25 protein-coding genes are annotated in these 18,972 nt (G+C 49.1%); 21 read left to right on the top strand and 4 right to left on the bottom strand.

The genetic code is table 11. From position 1 onward, the window contains the following. Positions 1-408: 408 nt before the first annotated feature. The 4 genes from thyA (at position 409) to IJ22_RS17315 (ending at position 3,524) form a co-directional block, all read left to right on the top strand. Positions 409-1,203 (top strand): thymidylate synthase, encoded by a 795-nt coding sequence (gene thyA / locus IJ22_RS17330; RefSeq protein WP_062409708.1) that lies wholly within the window; start codon positions 409-411, stop codon positions 1,201-1,203. A gap of 59 nt (positions 1,204-1,262) precedes the next feature. Next, positions 1,263-1,799, top strand: coding sequence for a dihydrofolate reductase (locus IJ22_RS17325; protein ID WP_062409707.1), 537 nt, complete (start codon positions 1,263-1,265; stop codon positions 1,797-1,799). A 74-nt stretch (positions 1,800-1,873) separates the two neighbouring features. Next, on the top strand, positions 1,874-2,191 hold the full coding sequence (locus tag IJ22_RS17320; protein ID WP_054818494.1) for a hypothetical protein: 318 nt from the start codon (positions 1,874-1,876) through the stop codon (positions 2,189-2,191). 106 nt (positions 2,192-2,297) lie between these two features. Continuing rightward, positions 2,298-3,524, top strand: coding sequence for an MFS transporter (locus tag IJ22_RS17315; RefSeq protein ID WP_062409706.1), 1,227 nt, complete (start codon positions 2,298-2,300; stop codon positions 3,522-3,524). Between the two features lie 76 nt (positions 3,525-3,600). Here the strand turns inward: IJ22_RS17315 and IJ22_RS26575 are convergent, their stop codons facing one another. After that, positions 3,601-3,744: a hypothetical protein gene (locus tag IJ22_RS26575; protein WP_171005907.1), complete on the bottom strand. Its 144-nt coding sequence runs from the start codon at positions 3,742-3,744 to the stop codon at positions 3,601-3,603. A gap of 27 nt (positions 3,745-3,771) precedes the next feature. Then, positions 3,772-5,040, bottom strand: coding sequence for a glycosyltransferase family 2 protein (locus IJ22_RS17310; RefSeq protein ID WP_062409705.1), 1,269 nt, complete (start codon positions 5,038-5,040; stop codon positions 3,772-3,774). 208 nt (positions 5,041-5,248) lie between these two features. Between IJ22_RS17310 and yyaC the strand changes: the two genes are divergently transcribed. Continuing rightward, positions 5,249-5,812, top strand: coding sequence for a spore protease YyaC (gene yyaC, locus IJ22_RS17305; RefSeq protein ID WP_062409704.1), 564 nt, complete (start codon positions 5,249-5,251; stop codon positions 5,810-5,812). After that, on the top strand, positions 5,809-5,931 hold the full coding sequence (locus IJ22_RS27025) for a hypothetical protein (RefSeq protein ID WP_256380568.1): 123 nt from the start codon (positions 5,809-5,811) through the stop codon (positions 5,929-5,931). Before yyaC ends, IJ22_RS27025 begins: the two co-directional genes overlap by 4 nt. Here the strand turns inward: IJ22_RS27025 and sugE are convergent. Continuing rightward, positions 5,921-6,235, bottom strand: coding sequence for a quaternary ammonium compound efflux SMR transporter SugE (gene sugE, locus IJ22_RS17300; RefSeq protein ID WP_054818497.1), 315 nt, complete (start codon positions 6,233-6,235; stop codon positions 5,921-5,923). The genes IJ22_RS27025 and sugE overlap by 11 nt on opposite strands. Positions 6,236-6,267: 32 nt before the next feature. Beyond that, positions 6,268-6,849, bottom strand: coding sequence for a TetR/AcrR family transcriptional regulator (locus tag IJ22_RS17295; protein WP_054818498.1), 582 nt, complete (start codon positions 6,847-6,849; stop codon positions 6,268-6,270). 205 nt (positions 6,850-7,054) lie between these two features. Between IJ22_RS17295 and IJ22_RS17290 the strand changes: the two genes are divergently transcribed. The 15 genes from IJ22_RS17290 to IJ22_RS17215 all read left to right on the top strand — a co-directional run bounded on the left by IJ22_RS17290 (position 7,055) and on the right by IJ22_RS17215 (position 18,972). Continuing rightward, entirely contained in the window at positions 7,055-7,345 is a 291-nt protein-coding gene (locus IJ22_RS17290) for a hypothetical protein (protein WP_062409703.1), read from the top strand. A 167-nt stretch (positions 7,346-7,512) separates the two neighbouring features. Continuing rightward, the gene (locus tag IJ22_RS17285) at positions 7,513-8,163 is read left to right on the top strand and encodes a DUF3298 and DUF4163 domain-containing protein (protein ID WP_062409702.1); all 651 of its coding nucleotides are present in this window, start codon (positions 7,513-7,515) and stop codon (positions 8,161-8,163) included. Positions 8,164-8,545: 382 nt separating this feature from the next. Beyond that, positions 8,546-8,851 (top strand): hypothetical protein, encoded by a 306-nt coding sequence (locus tag IJ22_RS17275; protein ID WP_062409701.1) that lies wholly within the window; start codon positions 8,546-8,548, stop codon positions 8,849-8,851. 194 nt (positions 8,852-9,045) lie between these two features. Further along, positions 9,046-9,708, top strand: coding sequence for an NAD(P)H-binding protein (locus IJ22_RS17270; protein ID WP_054818502.1), 663 nt, complete (start codon positions 9,046-9,048; stop codon positions 9,706-9,708). A 127-nt stretch (positions 9,709-9,835) separates the two neighbouring features. Then, positions 9,836-10,426 (top strand): DedA family protein, encoded by a 591-nt coding sequence (locus IJ22_RS17265; protein WP_062409700.1) that lies wholly within the window; start codon positions 9,836-9,838, stop codon positions 10,424-10,426. A gap of 305 nt (positions 10,427-10,731) precedes the next feature. After that, the gene (locus IJ22_RS17260; RefSeq protein ID WP_235594360.1) at positions 10,732-12,138 is read left to right on the top strand and encodes an aromatic ring-hydroxylating oxygenase subunit alpha; all 1,407 of its coding nucleotides are present in this window, start codon (positions 10,732-10,734) and stop codon (positions 12,136-12,138) included. A 32-nt stretch (positions 12,139-12,170) separates the two neighbouring features. Further along, complete coding sequence (locus IJ22_RS17255; protein ID WP_062409699.1) at positions 12,171-12,689, top strand: aromatic-ring-hydroxylating dioxygenase subunit beta; 519 nt, start codon at positions 12,171-12,173, stop codon at positions 12,687-12,689. 64 nt (positions 12,690-12,753) lie between these two features. Then, complete coding sequence (locus tag IJ22_RS17250) at positions 12,754-13,521, top strand: SDR family NAD(P)-dependent oxidoreductase (protein WP_062409698.1); 768 nt, start codon at positions 12,754-12,756, stop codon at positions 13,519-13,521. Positions 13,522-13,548: 27 nt separating this feature from the next. Next, a complete protein-coding gene (locus IJ22_RS17245; protein WP_062409697.1) occupies positions 13,549-13,824 on the top strand; it encodes a YciI family protein in 276 nt (91 codons plus the stop codon). A 22-nt stretch (positions 13,825-13,846) separates the two neighbouring features. Further along, entirely contained in the window at positions 13,847-14,053 is a 207-nt protein-coding gene (locus tag IJ22_RS17240) for a hypothetical protein (protein ID WP_054818523.1), read from the top strand. Between the two features lie 335 nt (positions 14,054-14,388). Then, the gene (locus IJ22_RS17235) at positions 14,389-15,255 is read left to right on the top strand and encodes an alpha/beta fold hydrolase (protein ID WP_062409696.1); all 867 of its coding nucleotides are present in this window, start codon (positions 14,389-14,391) and stop codon (positions 15,253-15,255) included. A 3-nt stretch (positions 15,256-15,258) separates the two neighbouring features. Then, positions 15,259-16,713, top strand: coding sequence for a 4-hydroxyphenylacetate 3-hydroxylase family protein (locus IJ22_RS17230; protein ID WP_062409695.1), 1,455 nt, complete (start codon positions 15,259-15,261; stop codon positions 16,711-16,713). A 25-nt stretch (positions 16,714-16,738) separates the two neighbouring features. Next, complete coding sequence (locus IJ22_RS17225) at positions 16,739-17,527, top strand: SDR family oxidoreductase (RefSeq protein ID WP_062409694.1); 789 nt, start codon at positions 16,739-16,741, stop codon at positions 17,525-17,527. A 20-nt stretch (positions 17,528-17,547) separates the two neighbouring features. Further along, the gene (locus IJ22_RS17220) at positions 17,548-18,063 is read left to right on the top strand and encodes a cupin domain-containing protein (RefSeq protein ID WP_201023566.1); all 516 of its coding nucleotides are present in this window, start codon (positions 17,548-17,550) and stop codon (positions 18,061-18,063) included. A gap of 27 nt (positions 18,064-18,090) precedes the next feature. Next, the gene (locus tag IJ22_RS17215; RefSeq protein ID WP_062409693.1) at positions 18,091-18,972 is read left to right on the top strand and encodes a VOC family protein; all 882 of its coding nucleotides are present in this window, start codon (positions 18,091-18,093) and stop codon (positions 18,970-18,972) included.

Below are 18,972 nucleotides of genomic sequence, written 5' to 3'. Positions count from 1 at the left end.
GAGTTAGAAAACAATATCGTATCGGTAATTCATTGGCGATTGTTTATGCAGGACGAATTGTTCCAAGGAAGGGGATACCTGTACTGATAAAAGCGACGAATATGGTTCGGCAGACGTTTGTCAACATATACTGCAATTTCTTAAGTCGTGATCAAAAGGGGGACTTATATTTCGTTCGAGCGGATTCCATGGTTCCTAACAACATATTACAATACGTACATTTCTTTCCTCGAAGAACACATAGATCATCTTGGCCGGCGGGTTGTCTATCATGCTTCCGCATATCATGAGGAAATTTCAGGATTCATGTATGGTAATGAAAATATAGTTAAAAACCTCAACTCGTTATATAATGAGATGTATTCATTCCTCGCGGCCGGCGAAGAAAGTATCTTAAGAGGTGAAGCAATGAGAGCGTATTTGGACCTGCTAAGTGATATACTGGAACAAGGTGTCCGTAAGGATGATCGAACCGGCACAGGCACCATTTCCGTTTTTGGAAGACAAATGAGAATCAATTTAGCTGAAGGATTTCCGCTGCTGACAACCAAAAAACTGCATATTAAATCCATCGTTCATGAACTCCTGTGGTTCTTAAGCGGCAGTACGAATGTCAATTATCTGCGTGAGAATGGCGTCACGATCTGGGATGAATGGGCCGATGAGGAGGGCAATCTTGGTCGTGTCTACGGTGCGCAGTGGCGTACATGGCCGGCGCCGGGAGGGCAGACGATTGATCAAATTACCAAAGTGATTGAACAGATTCGGCATAATCCGGATTCCAGAAGACATCTGGTGAGTGCATGGAATGTGGCAGAAATCGATCAGATGGCTTTGCCGCCGTGTCATTATGCATTTCAATTTTATGTTGCCGATGGCAAACTGTCGTGCATGTTTCAGATGAGATCCGTGGATACCTTCCTGGGACTGCCGTTTAATCTGGCGTCTTATGCTCTGTTAACCCACATGGTGGCTCAGCAATGCGATCTGGAAGTCGGCGATTTGGTGTGGACAGGCGGCGACGTTCATATTTACCTGAATCACCTGGAACAAGTAAAGCTCCAATTAACCAGGGAGCCGCGTCCGCTGCCGAAGCTGAACATTCTGCGCAAGCCGGAGTCCATTTTTGATTACCGATTTGAAGACTTTGAGTTTATCGACTATCACCCGCATCCCGGGATTAAAGCGCCCATAGCGGTCTAATCGCGTGATCAGCCCCGATTTGTCGGGATTTGTGGTGTGGTATCAGGAGGAAGGTTCGAATGACGATATCGTTAATATTTGCGATGGATGAAGCCCGCGGAATCGGCATAGACAATAAACTGCCATGGAGGCTGCCGGCGGATCTGGCGTTCTTCAAGAAAACGACCTTGGGGCATACGATACTGATGGGCCGCAAAACGTATGATTCGATCGGCAAGCCTTTACCGGGACGCCGTAACGTGATTCTGACGAGGGACCCTGAATTTAAGGCTGAGAGCTGTGAAATCGTGCATTCGGCGAAGGAAGCCGTTAAACCTTATGGCCGCGGAGGGGACAAGGCGTCCGAAGAGCTTTTTGTCATCGGAGGCGCGGAGCTGTTCGGCCTGCTGCTGCCGCATGCGGACCGGATGTATATTACCGAAATTGCCCATCGCTTTGAAGCGGACACGTTTTTTCCCGAGATTGACCGTACGCAGTGGCGGGTCGTGTCGCGGGAAAAAGGCATACGGGATGAGAAAAACCCGTATGATTATGAATTTGTCCTCTATGAACGGGTTAGCGGACAAGCAGATACGGAACTCCAACAAGTGGAATGAAGCGGGCCGTTTATGCGCATCTTAAAGGGTGAATCATGTGCACATCCAGTTTACCCGAGAGGAAGATTCCGAACATGACACAGGTCAACCAACATCAAATGCCGATCCGCCACGTCATCGACAATGCGGAGAAAGCCATGCAGAATGCCAAAGACGCAGAGATGGCTGTGCGCCACGCCCAACTGCAATCCGATCCGCATAAGCTGTCCTTCGCCATTGGAGAGATGAAAGCGGCTCAGCATCTTTTGGAGCAAGCGCAAAGCCAGATCGATGCGCAGGATCATGGACACCATCATCAGGAGCTCGCGCAGGTTCAGCATCAGTTGGAGCAAGCGCTGCAAAGCCTGGACGAGGTCGCTTCGAACACGGAGCAGCCAAGACAGATACGCTGAAGAGGTTGGGGAAGAAAAAGGGCGGGACGTCTCTTTCGGATGCCTATCCTTGGGATTGTATTTCCCGTTTCCGAAATAAACAGGAAGTTTGGGAGAGAAGGATGTTATGAATGTGTTGCTAAACCCATCCCGTTCCGCATTTCGGAACGGGATGTTTCGTGTGTTTATCGGCGGCAGCACGCTGTATCGCACCGGAGACTGGATGGATTTTGTCGCGATCAACTGGATTGCGCTGCAGGCCGGCGGGTCTGGGACTTTCCTCGGACTGGTCAATCTTTGCAGGCTGCTGCCGATTTTTCTAGTCAGCCTGCCGGCAGGAACGCTGGCGGACCGGTACGACAGGCGGATGCTGCTGATCTATGCCCAAGCCGGCAGTCTTGTTCTGACCTTGGGGCTTAGCCTGTGGATGGCGATGGACGGACCGCTCTGGTTGTTTTTGGCCCTGATTGCGGCGCGCTCTGTGTTTTCAGCGATGGAGACGCCGGTGACGCATGCCCTGCTGCCCAATCTGGTGCGGGAACAGGAGCGGGGGAGCGCGATCGCCTGGAACAGCGCGGTGCTGAATTTGTCGCGCATCATCGGTCCGGCGGTCGCCGGCGTGATGCTGACGACGATGGCGCCGTCGATCATTCTCTGGATCAATGCCGCGAGCACGCTGGCCATGATCCTTGTCGTGACGGCGGTGAAGCCGCTCCCTTCTGCGGAGGAGCCGGGCAGGGCCGCCATCGTGCAGGATTCAGGCCAGCATGGCGCCCGTGAAGCATGGCGCTATATCCGCTCGGAGTCGGCAGTGCAATCGCTCCTGCTGCTCGCGGTTGCGCCGATGGTTTTCGGCTTCCCTTATACATCCATGCTGCCGCTCTTCACGCAGGAGTTGTTAGGCTTCGGTACGGACAAGCTGGGCCAGCTGCTGTCCGTAACCGGAGCTGGGTCGCTTCTCTGCTCGCTTTGGCTCTCGCTCGGCCGTGAAGCCCGCTGGCCCGGCCGCTGGCTGGTCTTGTCCCTGCTTGGCTTCGGCGTCTCGCTCTGCGGATTCATGGCGGCTCCCGCCTTCGGGTGGGCGGCCGCGGCCATGTTTGCGGCAGGCTTGTTCGGACAAGCCTACCGCACGATGAGCCGCATCGCCATGCAGCAGCAGGTGCCTGACCGGCTGCGCGGGCGCATCATGAGCATCGCGCTCATGGACCGCGGCTTCATCCCGCTGGGCGCACTGCTGATCGGCTTGGTCGCCGATATGGCCGGAGTCCTGACCGCAGGCCTTCTGATGGGAACCGGCTGCGTCGCGATCACCGTGGGCGTGCTGGCTTGGCGCCGTGAGCTTTGGCGGATGTAGCGGCCGATAAATAAAAAGGCGGACACGCCGCCGTGTCCGCCCAATCTGTGGAACCTGTCGTTTTACAGCTTGTTCATCAATACTGCTGCACGTGCTGATAAAGCACAATCAGCGCGAACGTGAGCAGTACGCTGACCAGGGCATACTTCCATTGCTTTAACGAGGAGTTCGCGATGTTTTGTTTGTTGTCCCGTACTGATCTGGTTCGATTGAAATTCATAATTGCCCCCCCTCCGAATGCTCATGATTATGAATTTGGATCCTTCATCTGTCGGAGTTCCTTCAGTGAATAAAATGTGCCCCTCCAATAAATGCCGCCCTGCCGCAGCGTCAGCCATACCGAACGGCTCACGACATAACAAAGCAAACTGACGGTGACGGGAAGCGCAAGCACCTCGATCCCGCCTCCGCCTACGATCGACCGGATCAGCAAAAAGTACACGGTGAGCATCAGAAAGACGGATAAAGCAAACGCTGCAGCTGCCCAGCCGGATGCCAACACGATACCTGCAATCGGAAATAAAAACAACGCCAGCTGCCCGATGACCCCAAGCACTGCGAAGCTGATCCGATAGCCGAAGCCGGAAAATATATTTTTCTCCAGCCCGCGAACAGCCTCGCTCAAGCCGGGGTACCACTCCACCGAGATGTGGCGAACGCCGGAGGCAAGCCTTTGGCGCAGTCGGGCCCGTTTCACCTGCCGCCCGAGCTGGAGGTCATCGTCCGGCCGCATCGCGATCGCCTCGTGCGTACCGATTCTTTCATATGCCCTTCTTGTAATCAGGTTGAAGGCGCCGACGCCCATACCGTGCCTGTGCTGTAAATCATCGTTCACCCGCCACGGACGAATAAATAAAGACAAGGCAAAAAAGAAATAGTGTACAAACGCCTTGAGCCAAAACCCGCGTGCGAGCATCCGCGGGGCGAGCGTTAAGTGATCCGCATGCTGCTCCTGCATATAACGCACCGCATCCGCAACGGTATGCGGATCGAACTGCACGTCCGCATCGGTAAACAGCAGGTACTTGCCCCGGGCCTGCAAATAGCCCTGGTATAAAGCGTGATTTTTGCCCAGCCATCCGGACGGCAGCGAGGTGATATGGATGACCCGCAGCGGGACGGTGATGCCTTCCCGGCTTTCGGACCAGCGGCGAAGCTCGTCCAACCGGCGGCCGGTTGCATCCCGGGAGCGATCGTTGACGGCGATGATTTCAAGCTTCGGATACGTTTGGCCGAGCAGATGCCTGACCGTATCCGCGATAGAGGCTTCCTCCTCTTTGGCAGCGATAATGACGGAAACCAGCGGTGTATCCGGCACGGAAGGCCGGGAGCCCATCAGCCCGGGAGCAGCCGAGATTTTCCTGTTTTCACGCCCGTTCGATTTCTCTATGTTAAACCCGGCATCCCCAGCGGAACGGGGAAGGCTGAACATCCATTTTCGGGATCGAACCGTATCCCACAGCATGAACAACCAGTAACCCAGCGCAACCAGCGCCCAGACTTCCATGATCCGCATCGACCAACACCTGCGCTTTCTGCCGAATCTGGATCAAAACACAACAGTTATTTCAAATTATACCACGTGCTTCAGACGGACAACAAATCTTCTGATCTTGAAACGGATTCTTGAACGGACGATAGCCATACGGTATGCTACAAGTGTATCGTACCATCAGCTTGGCGCTTATCTCAACGATCATGATGCAGACGGAAGGGGAAAAAGGATGACTAGTGATCAAGCCGGGCCGATTTATCGCAAAAAACTGAAAGCGGCTGAGCTTCCTAATTTTTTGGATCGCATCCGCGGCGAGGGAGTAGGGGTACACAATTTATTGTTACTGTGTATCGGTACGGATCGCTCGACCGGAGATGCGCTTGGTCCGCTGGTCGGGACCATGCTGCAGGAAGCGGGCTATCCGCATGAGGTCGGAACGCTGGCGTTTCCGTTCGATGCGAGCAATATGCGTGAACGGCTGCGGGAAATACCTCCCGGCCTCAAAATTATCGCCATCGATGCCTGTCTGGGCCAGACGGTGTCATTAGGGTGGTATCAGGTGTCCAATCGTCCGATCGAGCCGGGCAAATCGGTGGGCAAACAGCTGCCCCGTGTCGGCGATTATTCCATTGCGGCTATTGTCAATGTGGATCAAGGGCAAAAATATGCCGTATTACAAAGCACTTCATTATATAGGGTGATGACGATGGCGAGGGAAATTGTATCGGCCATTTGCAGCGTATTTCCGCTGGACCCCGAAACAGCAAGAGCAGAGAAAGAAGGCAGCGAATGAGGGATGGCGTAAGACGTCCTGGTGATGCCAAATCCGCAGCGCCTGCGGCAGCAGGCGGCGTTCATTACTCTAAGCGTGCTATGGGCTTGACGCCGCCGGCGGCCGGCATTAAGCCGTAGCCTTCAAACCGACAATGCCGACGACGATTGCAAGAACGAATCCAAGCCGAAGCAAGTCGCGGGGCTCCCCGAGAAACAGCATGCCGAAGACTACGGTGCCCACTGCGCCGATTCCTGTCCATACCGCGTAAGCCGTTCCGATCGGCAGGGTCTTGAGAGCCATCGACAGAAAGTAAAAGCTTACGATCATGGCAGTGACGGTTATGACGCTGGGCCAAAGCCTCGTCCATCCGTTAGTTGATTTTAGTCCCATTGCCCATACGATCTCCATTAATCCGGCGATAAACAAATAAATCCATGCCATGGTCTATCCTGTCCTTTCTTTGAGTGAATAAGCTATGAAGTGGTAATGCCCTTCCAATAGATTCTCCAAACCGTATCGAGCCGATGCTCCCAATCCTCGCTTTTGTAATAAAACTGTTGAATGAACGAACCGTCAAGCAAGCAGTAATAGGAGGCGATTAAATCCTCGGGACGTTCACGCCGCAGCAGGCCGGAATCCATGCCTTCATTAAAAAGAGCCGTCAATAATCCGTTGAGCTGATCTTCTGAAGCAGAAAACCGCTCGCGCAGCGTTTCCTGCAAAGCTGCCGGCGGGAACAGCATCACTCTTTTGAGGAAGGTCATGTGCTCTTCGCTTAGCAAATACGACCGGCAAGCGTCATGGATGACTCTATACAGCTGTTCTTCTATGGTTCGCCCCTTCAGGCTCTCGATTAGAGCCGCCATTCGGGCGGTGTGTTCAGCCAGACAATCCTCGAATACGGCAAGGAATAAATCTTCTTTGCTTCTGAAATGAGCATAGAGCGACGGCGTTTTGATTCCGACTTCCTTGGCGATTTCCGACAAGGGAACGGCATCGTACCCATTCCTGGCAAAAAGACGAAGGGCGGCCGATTTGATTTTTTGCACTGACACGCTTTCTTCCCTCCTTTTCCTAACTAACGATAATTAGGCACTGCTGATTATAAATTCTTTTGCCTGAAAAAGCAAGCCGCTGCTTGAAAGCCGCTCCTTGAAAAAGTTCACATAAACGGGTTCGTCCGCATATATAATGGGTATTACTCTTTAATTCAGCTTGTTGTGTGAATAGCCCAATGCACATGGAAAGGAGCGCATGCTTATGCGTCAAATCAGACATATCAACTTGGCCGATGAAAACAGCCGCGTCTACTGCTGCTTGCGCAATAAAATCGTTAAGCTCGATGAAGATCAAAAGAAAGGGTTTTGCGCAAGCTGCCGAATGTATGCGGGAGATGCGGGAGGACAGGGTGTGGAATGCGTCTGGGGGGACATGCGCCCCGTGAGCGATCCTTACGTGGTGAATAATCCGGGAGCGGAGCTGCTCAGCAACCAAAAGAAGCAAATCGGGAATACCGATTACCTGTCCACATGCGCCGCTTTTGCCGGATAAAAACGCCTATATTGGTGTCCTTTCAAAGATGCCAGACCTTTAATGGACCTCTGTCAATAGATTGGACACATAAAAAGACAGTTCTATTTGTACCGGCTCTTCACACCACCGGGTATTTGTCCGCATATACTGGGCATAATCTTACGATACGCCGGGAGTGTGAGACGATGGAACAAATCGATACGGAGAAGCGTGAAGGAAGAGAAAGGATTATTACCAGAAGGCTGATAAAACCGCGGCTGAACGTTCATTATCCTCAGGTGGTGGGGCTGAAGAACGGGTTGGTGCGCCGCATGATCAACAACTCGATTTTGGATGCGGTGTACGATCTCATCCGGCTGCAGGGCTACGTAAAGGACCCGGCCAAGACTATGACGGGCGGATATCAGGTCAAGCTGCACCGAAACGGATTGCTCAGCCTGCTGTACGATAATTACGGTTATGCGCAGGGAGCGGCTCACGGAATGACCTATCAAAGCTCGCAGACATTTAATTTGGAAGACGGCAGCGAATACCGGCTGGAGGATTTGTTTAAGCCTGGAAGCAATTACGTCGACCGTTTGTCTGATATCATCAGGCGCGAGTTTAAGTCCCGTGACATCCCGATGCTTACGGAGTTTAAGGCCATAGACAGGAATCAGTCCTTTTATTTGACCGATCAGGCGGTCGTGATTTATTTTCAATTGTACGAATATACCCCTTATGTCTACGGCTTTCCTACGTTCGAAATCCCTTTTCATGACATCATGGACATCATAGATCCGAACAGACCGATCGGCAGATTATTAAATGCGCAAACGGAACCGGCCCCTGCATAGGGAGCCGGGTTTTGTTGTTTTTGCGGGCAGCCGACTCGCGGCAAGTTTATCGATGTTTTGAAAAATATGGTCATTTGAATATAAATTTACTGTTCGTGGAAAAGTAAACATACAAATCAAATTTAACTAAAAAGAAGGAGATTTAAGGTGCTTACTTTTTTACTTATAGCCGCGCTTATCGTTTGTGTAGTGGCCCTCATCTGGTCATTGATAGCCATACGCAATCAACAACATAAAGAATTAGACAAAGGCATGAATGAAACGACGATCAAACATCCGATTCTGGCAAACCCGATATTAATTGCGAATATATTATTTCCAATCATACTTGCATTGGGAGCAATATTAGTCATGTATTTAACTCGGTAAATGGAGGATAGGTATGGACAAAAACAAGTATTATGTATCGGTGCAGGCGGGGACAATCATGGCCAACCAAGGCGATGCGGCTTACGAATTCGAAATAGAAGCCACACCGGAGGAAATTGTCAAACTTCAAGAACTGTTCGAGGATCAATATTACATAGAAAATGACAATTTTCTTCGGACCCATGCGGCCGGTGTTCCTTATCATCACGATGCATCGAATGATGCGTATGACATGGGCATGCACGATATTTATTCATTGATCTATGAATTAGGTACCCCCGAAACCAAGAAGCATATCGAAAGCATGCAAATATTATAATAAAGACAGCCGAATATAGAATGGAAAAGCACCGGTGAGAAGCTTCTTCCATTTACACGCGCAGGCCCTAGACGATAAACTGTAGAGGGCTTTTTGTGGTTTATCTGCTAAAGGTTGAGTTTATAATGGCGTCCCATTACTATAAATATAACGAGGGCAGCTGTACATAAAAAAGAGATAACGGGGAGGCCGTGATGAAAAACACAGCGATAGTAGCCGGAGCGACGGGATTGGTCGGCCGCGAGCTGGTCAGACTTCTTTTGTCGGACCTTGAGTATGACAAGGTCATCGCTTTGGTCAGACGTCCGATCGAGCTGAATCATGAAAAGCTGATCCAGCGAATGACCGATTGGGAAGAGGGACCGCTTGAGCAGGCTATAAAGGATGATCTGAACGGTTCTCATGTATTTTGCGCTTTGGGCACAACCATACGGAAGGCCAAAACCAAAGAGCAATTCCGTAAAGTAGATTTCGATTATCCTGTACGGCTTGGACGACTGGCCAAAAAGTACGGTGCTTCGTCGTTTTTGATCGTCTCCGCCATGGGAGCCTCCAAGGATTCCCTGTTCTTCTACAGCCAGGTGAAGGGAGAAGTGGAAGAAAGCCTCAAGGACCTGGATTTACCTTCATTACATATCTTCAGACCCTCGCTTTTGCTGGGGCAGCGGGATGAGTTTCGATTCGGTGAAAAAATGGCGGAGATCCTCGGCGGCTTGTTTTCATTCCTAATGATCGGAGGCTTGCGACAATATAAACCTATTACCGGGACCGCGGTGGCACAAGGAATGATACAAGCGGCTAAGAAGGGAAGTAAAGGAATGCGAATCTATCGTTCCGATCAAATTAAAATCTTGTAATGTTAGAATCAACACAGGGATCGGCCGCGGCAGGTCCCTGGTTGGATTCCGGGATCACTTGAAACAGGCGGATACTATTTTCTATAATAAGTAGGATAGATTTCCAATTTATATAAAGGAGTTTTCAATGGAACGGTTAATCCTTGAATTCATTCATTTCCTGAAGAGGCTGTCTTATTCCGGTCTCGTTATCGCCCTTACCTTTGAATTTGTGCCGGCTGAGCTCGTGCTTCCTTTAGCAGGCTACTGGGTCTTTCAAGGGGACTTTCAATTGCTTCCGACGATCCTGGCCGGAACGATTGGCGGAACCACCGGACCTCTCACCTTATATCTGCTGGGGAGATATGGCGGTAGGCCGTTTATTGAAAAATATGGAAAGTATTTCTTTATCCGTTCCCGGCAGCTGCAGGCCTCGGATCGTTTTTTTGAAAAGTATGGCGGCGGAGTGGCTTTCTTCGGACGATTTTTGCCGGGGGTACGAACGTTCATTTCAATCCCCTGCGGTATAGCCAAAATGAATGTGCTTAAATTTTCGGCATATACCTTTTTGGCCATGCTCCCGATTACTTCCCTGTATGTGTACCTGGGATACAAGCTGGGCCCGCAGTGGGAGCACGTAGCTCCATTGGCCAAGCAGTACTTGACGCCCATTGCCCTTGCGGTCTTGGCGGGAATACTTATTTACGCTGTGATCAAACGTAAGCTCAGGCTGGTTTAAAAATAACTTTTCTCCTTGTATGAAACATATCGTTCCCCTCATTCGCCGGCGGTCTGCGTGATTTGCTTGCCATAAGCAAAGCAGACCGCTTTTCTGGCATTGGCAAAATTTTTTTATATTGACGATCTATTTTCGTAAATGTATAATAATGCCATAGCACATTTTGTAAGCGCATCCAAACTAATATTCTAGAATTTCATTGCTTTTTTGAAAGGGGTGGTAATAAAGTGTTTCCTTCATCATAGAGAACCTTATCATTTAAAATTCGCAGGTCAGATCAGCAGTTTGTTGGTTCCTTGACCAACGTGGCTTCTTTGGTGGGCGCACTGAAACAGCATTATCAAGAGAAGGGAGCGATTAATCAAATGGCGATTCAAAAAAATGTAGGCGAAGATGTTTGTTTATCGGACGGGACAAAGATAAGAGAATTGCTGGATCTGGAGGAAGGGTATATTTCATCACGAGTGATCGGTGATCCTGAAATTCATCAGATGGAAATCGAAAGGATTTTTTCTAAAGTATGGGTTCCGATTGCTCATGAATCTGAGATACCGAATAAAGGCGACTATGTATTAAGGTATATTGGGAACGAAGAGGTGATTGTCTCACGTTCAGAGGGCGGTGTTATCAACGTCGTACTGAACGCATGTACTCACAGAGGATCACCTGTATGCCGTTCAGAAATGGGGAACTCTTCCCATTTTAGATGTCCATACCATGGCTTTACTTTTAAACAGAATGGAGATCTCATCGGAGTTCCTGCATATAAGGAGGCCTTCGGTGATGCCTTTGATAAAACCCAATACAGTCTGGTAAAGGCGAGAGCTGCCACATATGCAGGGCTTATCTTTGGCACCTTTAATGATTCGGCTCCTCCGTTAGAGGAGCAGCTAGGAAGCCTGAAATGGTACCTGGATATGATGTTAAGCCATACCCATGGGGGAATGGAAGTCATCGGAGTACCGCAGCGTTGGACCGTAAAATCGAACTGGAAGCTGGGGGCCGACAACTTTGTTGGGGATGCTTACCATACCTTCATGACCCATCAATCGGCTGTCCAATTAAAACTTGTTCCGAGTGGGGATCCGAAGTTCGCGTTTTACGGGGTTCATGTATCTTGTGAGAATGGAAATGGTCTTGGACTGATTGGTGCACCGCCCGAATATGAACTTCCGCCTTTTTACGGTGTTCCCCAAAATATCGTCGAACAGATTGAACAGAAATTAACACCCGAACATCAAAAAGCGTTTAGCCGGCTTGCTTATATCCATGGGAACATTTACCCGAACATGTCGTTTGGATATTTCTCTTGGGCAACAGAAGCAGGAAAGAATCCAGGTTCATATTTGACATTAAGACAGTGGGTGCCGAAAGGACCGCATGAGATGGAGGTCTTTTCATGGGTCCTTGTCGAAAAAGAAGCGCCGGATTGGTGGAAAGAGCTTGCAAGAGAGACGTATGTCCGAACATTTGGTTCGAGTGGCATGCTGGAACAAGATGACACAGAAATGTGGAAAAACATTACTCGGGCTACGAAAGGATATATTGCCTCATCGAAATTAAAATTTATTTATCGTATGGGGATTGATCGCAAACCCGAACAAGGGGATTGGCCGGGTCCTGGAACGGTTTATCAGGGAGATTACAGCGAGGCGAACCAATTAAACATTTGGCGCCAATGGCATAAATTATTAACCGAGAACAATGAATAAGCACAGCCAAAACATGCAGAGGAGGAGAGTACATGCTTTCGACAAGCATCAAAATTGGAAATCCTGTTTATTTTGAAATCCTGGAATTTTTGCAAGCTGAAGCAGAGGTATTGGATAGTGGGGAATTTAGAAAATGGTTAGACATGCTGGATCAAGAGATCAAGTACGTAATGCCTGTAAGGACGACTCGCGAGCGAATACACGGGGAAGGATTTATAGGAAATATGAATCACTTTGAGGAAAACTATGCTTCCTTAAAAAAACGGGTTGAGCGAGTTGAGACGGAATTTGCTTGGGCAGAAGATCCGCCTTCTCGTACAAGAAGGTTTATCACTAATGTACGGATCGAGCAGTCGGCTGAAGATGAATTTAAGGTAAAAAGCTACCTTCTTCTAACCCGTAGTCGTGGCAATGAATCGGATTACAATCTTATTACCTGCGTTCGTAACGATATCCTGACGCGGACAGGGCAGGAATGTAAATTAAAAACAAGAGAAATATTGATCGATCAGACGACACTGGGTATGGACAATTTAGGGGTCTTTTTCTAAGGATTCATTGTTCAGCAGGGTTTCTGAAATTAAAATTAAATAACCTACCGGGAGGAATCCGAAGTTGACAAAGCGCTTAGCAAACAAAGTTGCGTTTATTACTGGGGCAGCAGGAGGCATGGGGAGAGCAGCTGCCGTTGTTTTTGCCCGTGAAGGAGCGAAAGTGGCAGTCATCGATCTGGATGCAAAAGAAATCGAAAAAACCGCCGGTCTAGTGACTGAAGCAGGCGGCGAAGCCATCGCAATTCAATGCGACGTTACCGATGAAGAGCAAGTGAAGCAAGCGATTCAAAAAACGATCGATACTTTTGGGAAGCTAACTACGGTTTATAATAATGCAGGGATTGCTCATAAGAACTTTATGATTGCTGTAGAAGAAATAAGTGCGGAAGAATGGGATAAAATCCAGAATATAAACACAAAAGGTATGTTCCTTGTGGTGAAGCATAGTATTCCTGAACTTTTACGAGCCAACGGTGGAACGATTATCAATAAAGCATCGACTGCTGCCTTAATCAACAGCCCAGGCGGTCCTTCCTATTCCGCTTCAAAGGGGGCCATTATCTCGTTTACTCGTCAAGTCGCTGCATCGTATGCGAAAAAAGGAATCCGTGTCAATGCCATTGCTCCAGGGTATGTGATTACGCCGATGACAAAGGCCATGGAAGAAGTGTTACCTGAGTTAGATAAAGTGGCTTCCGAAGCAACGCCCCTTGGTCGAGGAGCGCAGCCGGAAGAGATTGCGAATATTGCTCTCTTTTTGGCGTCTGACGAATCTTCGTTTGTCACAGGCTCAGTGATTGTCGCCGACGGAGGATTGACGATCGTTTAGAACACAGTTATGAAGGGGAGTGTTTCTATGTGGCTGGTTCAATTAGGCATAAAAAAACCAATGGATCAAATCAATCCAAAATGGTTTGAAGAACATGAAAACCGCAATCAACAATTACGCGCAAAGGGAGTCATCCTGGCAAGCGGTCCGTTTGTCGATGGAAGCGGTGGATGTATTGTTTATAACTGTTCACAAGAGGAATTTATGTCCATTATCCAAGCCGATCCCTTGGTTATCCATGACGTTGTTGACTATGATTATAAGGATTGGAATGCTGCTTTATCAGCAAAAATTCAATCATAGAACGAAAGTAAGGAGGGGGAAAATGTCATCGGAACCACAAATCATCGTCGGCAATGAGTTTACCCAAGTGATTGTTAAAAAGGTATATACAAGAAACGGGGAGAGGCTGGAAATTACTTCACCAAAGTTACATCATTCGATTCAACTGGATCCTCTGGCCCTTGAAAGTTTGACCTGGCAGGAACCTGAAGTATTTACGGAATTTTTATCCAAGCCATTCGGCAAATAATGTTTTTTGATGAAAGAAGTAGTACACCATCGGTGAAAATATTGGGATTAAGAGGCCTATTGTTCAGTGAAAATATCACTTTTATGATATGATGCGATGGGGTGACAGGGAGCCTTTAGCGCTGAGTGAGAAGGCTCCGAAGCCACTTTGAAGGCGGACACCTTGGCCAAACGGCCTGCTTAGCCGCCCCTCCATGTAAACCCCTCCGGGCTTTCTTCATTTCGGCTTCGGACTATAACCGCACATTTTTTATAAAATGAGGTGACATTTTTTACCTTATGTGATACCATTGAACTAAGATACTAGTATCTAAATAATGAAATGAGGTGAAGGCAATGGGGGAAAAAGTTGCGATATGGACACAATTGGCAGGACTGCCGTTGAAGCAGTACTATCTGGATGTGGATGGAATCCGGACAAGGGTCATGGAAGCCGGCGAAGGAGAACAAACGCTAATTTTCGTTCATGGTACGGGGGGCCATTTGGAAGCGTATTCGCGGAACTTTGCAGGACTTGCAGACGAATTTAGAGTCATCGCTTACGATATGGTAGGTCATGGCTTCAGTGATAAACCGGACCGTCCTTATACGATTGATTATTTAAGCGATCATCTGGTCGGATTGGTAAAAGCCCTGCATTTGCAAAAGGTGAGCTTGTCGGGTGAATCGCTCGGCGGATGGGTCGCTGCCTGGACGGCGGCTTATCATCCTGAGCTTATCGATAAATTAATCCTCAACACGCCTGGTAACATTACGAATAAACCGCAGGTCATGGAGCAGGTGAAAAATTCAACCATCAAGGCGGTGGAAGAAGCCACTTACGATAATGTGCGTGCCCGCCTGGAATGGTTATTCTACGATAAAAGCTTTGTAACCGATGAACTGGTGAGTATCCGCTATAAAATATACAAACAGCCGGAATTTAAAAGAGCTGTCTATCATATCGTAGCTGTTCAGGATTGGGAAATAAGAAAGAATTACGTATGGAGCCCGGAATGGTGTAACCGAATTACCTGTCCGACCTTACTTTTATGGACGGACAATGATCCCACCGGGACGGTGGACGAAGCTTTCATTCTGAAGGAATGGATTCCCGGCAGCTTATTATATGTCATTAACGACTCCGGTCATTGGCCGCAGTGGGAAAGTATGGAGGAATTTAATCGCGTTCATACAGCGTTTGTAAAAGAGGGGGGCTTTTAGATCATGGGAGCACGCAAAGGTAGAGATTATATTGAAAGACTCAAAAATTATCCCCCGGAAACATGGATCGGCAATGAAAAAATAACAGATCCTACGACACATCCGTTGGTTGCACCGGCTGTTAAATCGATTGCCCGTTTATATGATTCCCAGTGGGAAACAGATAAAAAGGAGCATATGCTTTTTAAATCTCCGAAAACGGGAGATCTAGTCGGATCATCATTCCTGGTTCCGAAATCCAAAGACGATTTGGCCAAACGCAGAAAAATGCATCAAGTATGGGCGGAGGAAACCTATGGCATGATGGGCCGCTCTACGGATTTTATGAGTGCCATGATGACCGCCTGGTACATTAATTCCGATTTTTTCGGCAAATATGCGGATCATGTGCGAAATTATTTTGAATATATTAGGGAAAATGACTTATATTTGACCCACGTCTTGATTGACCCGCAGGTGAACCGGGGTAAAGCCCCGTCAGAGCAGCCGGATGAATTTACTTATCTCGGGGTCGTAAGAGAAACGGATAAAGGGATTATTGTACGCGGAGCCAAAATGCTGGCAACGGCGGGTCCCTACGCCGATGAGATGCTGGTATGGCCTTTCCATCTGAGAAAACCTACGGAAAAGGACTACAAATACGCCATTTCCTTCGCCTTACCAATGAACACGCCGGGGGTTCGATTAATTGCGCGCGAGCCGTTTACCCGCGACTCGGTATACGATCATCCTTTGGCTTCGCAATTCGATGAGCTCGATGGTGTCGTTGTTTTCGACGATGTGCTGGTTCCTTGGGAAAGAGTGTTCATCTATCAGGATGTCGAAAGGGTCAATACGGTTTGGAAATTAAACTCCAATGCGTTTACGGGCCACCAAACCTCCATCAGACTGCAGACGAAATTGCAGCTGATTGCCGGGACGGTCATAAAAGCGACGGAAATGGTCAATACGAATCAATTCCCGCATGTTCAAGATATGATGGGCGAGATTACGACTTACATTGAGCTGATCCGGGCGGCGGTGCTGGCATCGGAAATGACTTCCGAGCCTAATCAAGACGGGATCTACATGCCGAATGTTACCCCACTCTATGCTATCCGAAACTCAGGCAACCGTTGGTATCCCCGCGTGCGGGAAATTGTTCAACTGATCCTTGCCGGGGGCTTAATGTATCAGCCGTCCAATGCAGATGTATTTAACAGCCCGATTGCGGCCGACATTCGAAAGTATTACAGAGGCGCCGAGGTGTCGGCAGATGATAAAGTGAAGCTGTTTAAATTGGCCGCCGACATTGCCGTTTCCGACTTTGGTTCCCGTCACGAGCTGTATGAGCGCTTTTATGCCGGTGATCCGATGTTCCTTAGAATCCAAACCCAGTATTCGGCTTATGATAAAAGTCAGTGTCTGGCCCTGGTAGACAAACTGCTCTCCAAATACGGGATCAGCGAAAAAGTATAAAACGAATTTGAGGGGAAAATGCGACATGCCTTTATATGGGAAAACAGCATTAATTACAGCATCCAGTTCAGGGATCGGAAAAGGAATCGCAGCCAAGCTGGCACAAGAGGGAGCAACGGTCTTTTTAAGCGGTATTGAGAAAGATCTGCTTCCGCAAACCGCAGATGACATTGCCAAATCCACCGGAGCCAAGGTTCATTATCTGATCTCTGATTTTTCGAACCCGGACTCCATTGAGGAATTAGGGCGTAAGGCGGTGGAGTCGATGGGCTCTGTCGACATTCTGGTCTATAATACAGGCGGTCCCAGACCGGGTGCATTTCTTGAATTAACCGACAAGGATTGGAGCTTTGCCTATCATCTCATTTTGGACGCGGCGATTAGACTCACGAGAATGGTATTGCCGCAGATGCAGCACAATCAGTGGGGAAGATTGATTTATATGACTTCGTCATCGGTTGTCCGGCCCTTGCCGAAGCTTCACTTATCGAATGTGATGAGGGCTGCCGTTCAAGCGCTTGCCGAATCGTTAAGCGTGGAGGTCGGTGCCCATGGGATCACAACGCATGTCGTCGCCCCGGCCCATATCGATACGGCAAGAACGAGACAGCTGGCCGTCTACAGAGCCGAACAGGCCGGCAAATCGTTTGAAGAGGTTGTAAAAGAGGATCTAAAGGGCATCCCGGTAGGCAGATACGGGAAGCCGGAGGATATTGCGGCTTTGGTAGGTTTCCTGGCTTCTGAGGAATCCTCCTTCATGACGGGATTAACGCATCTGGTAGACGGCGGCTTTACCAAAATCGGTCCCCTTTAATCGACATGAACGGAGGAAAAATGATGGAGCCCAAAATAAAGCCTTCAACGGAAAAAAAGTTCGATGATTATATGGCGAATTTAAAGAAATTGAAAAACCGCGACGATCAGAACATTTCGGAGGAGGGCCTGGTGGTTCATTCGGAGGAGGCCATTTGGCTGGACAGTAAAGTAACCGGCAATCCTGCTGAAATTGGCCTTTTACTCAATATTCCGACCAAATCGATGGAATTTTATCTGCAAAAAATACCGCCTGGCGGAAGCAGCGATTTACAAAGGCATGTCCACGAATCGATCCATTATGTGCTGCATGGCAGCGGCTACTCGGAAATCGGTAATCAAACGGTGCAATGGAGCAAAGGAGATTTTATATATACGCCGCCCTGGATCTGGCATAGACACTATAACGATGGCGCTGAGGCAGTAGAGATGCTTCTGGTTGAAAACTCCCGTCTGATGGACGGCCTGCAGGGAAATCGCCGGGACAGTCTGGGAAATATCAGCTTTAGGGAAGCATTCAAAGAATATTTTGAGTAAACCAAAACCTAAGGAGGCGGAACAAGCATGGGAGTTTTGAAATTGGCGCATGGGGTTTTAAAGGTCAACGATCTGCCGCAAAGTCTGGAGTTTTATCGTGAAGTCGTAGGCCTGCATGAAATCGGTAAACAAAACGGCATCGTCTATTTGGGCTGCGGTGCAGACAACAACTATGATTTGGCGTTAACAGAAGGCGGCAGCGGCATCAGCCATTTTGCACTGCAGGTGCATCAGGAAGATGACTTGGCTTACTTTGAGAAAAAATTGACGGAGCTCGGCGTGAGGACGAACCGGGTAACCGATGCGGAGCCGGGAGAGAAGGCAGCGCTGCAGTTCCAATCGCCAAGCGGCCACCAGATTGAACTGGTATTGGCGGAGGATCGCCCGCACTATCTGCATCCGGTTGTAGGCCGTAAACCGAGCCGGGGCATTGCGCCGCTGGATGCGGATCATATCACGCTGAATGCAAATGATGTCAAAGGGCTGGCGGGATTTTTGCGGGATACGCTGGAATTTTCAGTCGCCGACGTGTTCGAGCCGGTTGCGGGAGTGTGGGGCGCCGCGTGGACGCATGGAAGCGATTTCCACCATGATATAGCGATCGTAGGCACGCCGGATAACACGACATTGCACCATTATGCGTTTTTGGTGGCGGGGATTGACGAGATGAAACGGGCTTGTGACGTGTTGGGGCAGTACGGCTACAAAGTGGAGGCCGGTCCGGGACGCCACTCCGTAGGCGGAAACCTGTACACGTATTTCCTGGATCCAAGCGGCAACCGCATCGAATTGTCGGCCGAAATGCCACGTGCGGATAAATCGCGCGAGCTCATCAGCTGGAACGATTTCCCGACAGCCTTCAGCGCATGGGGAGCCTTCCCGCCGGAGTCCTTCGCCAAGGGGTCTTAA

Origin of the sequence: Paenibacillus naphthalenovorans, from assembly GCF_001465255.1 — a bacterium.
GTDB classification, from domain to species: domain Bacteria; phylum Bacillota; class Bacilli; order Paenibacillales; family NBRC-103111; genus Paenibacillus_G; species Paenibacillus_G naphthalenovorans.
This window is presented reverse-complemented; position numbering and strand designations above follow the sequence as displayed.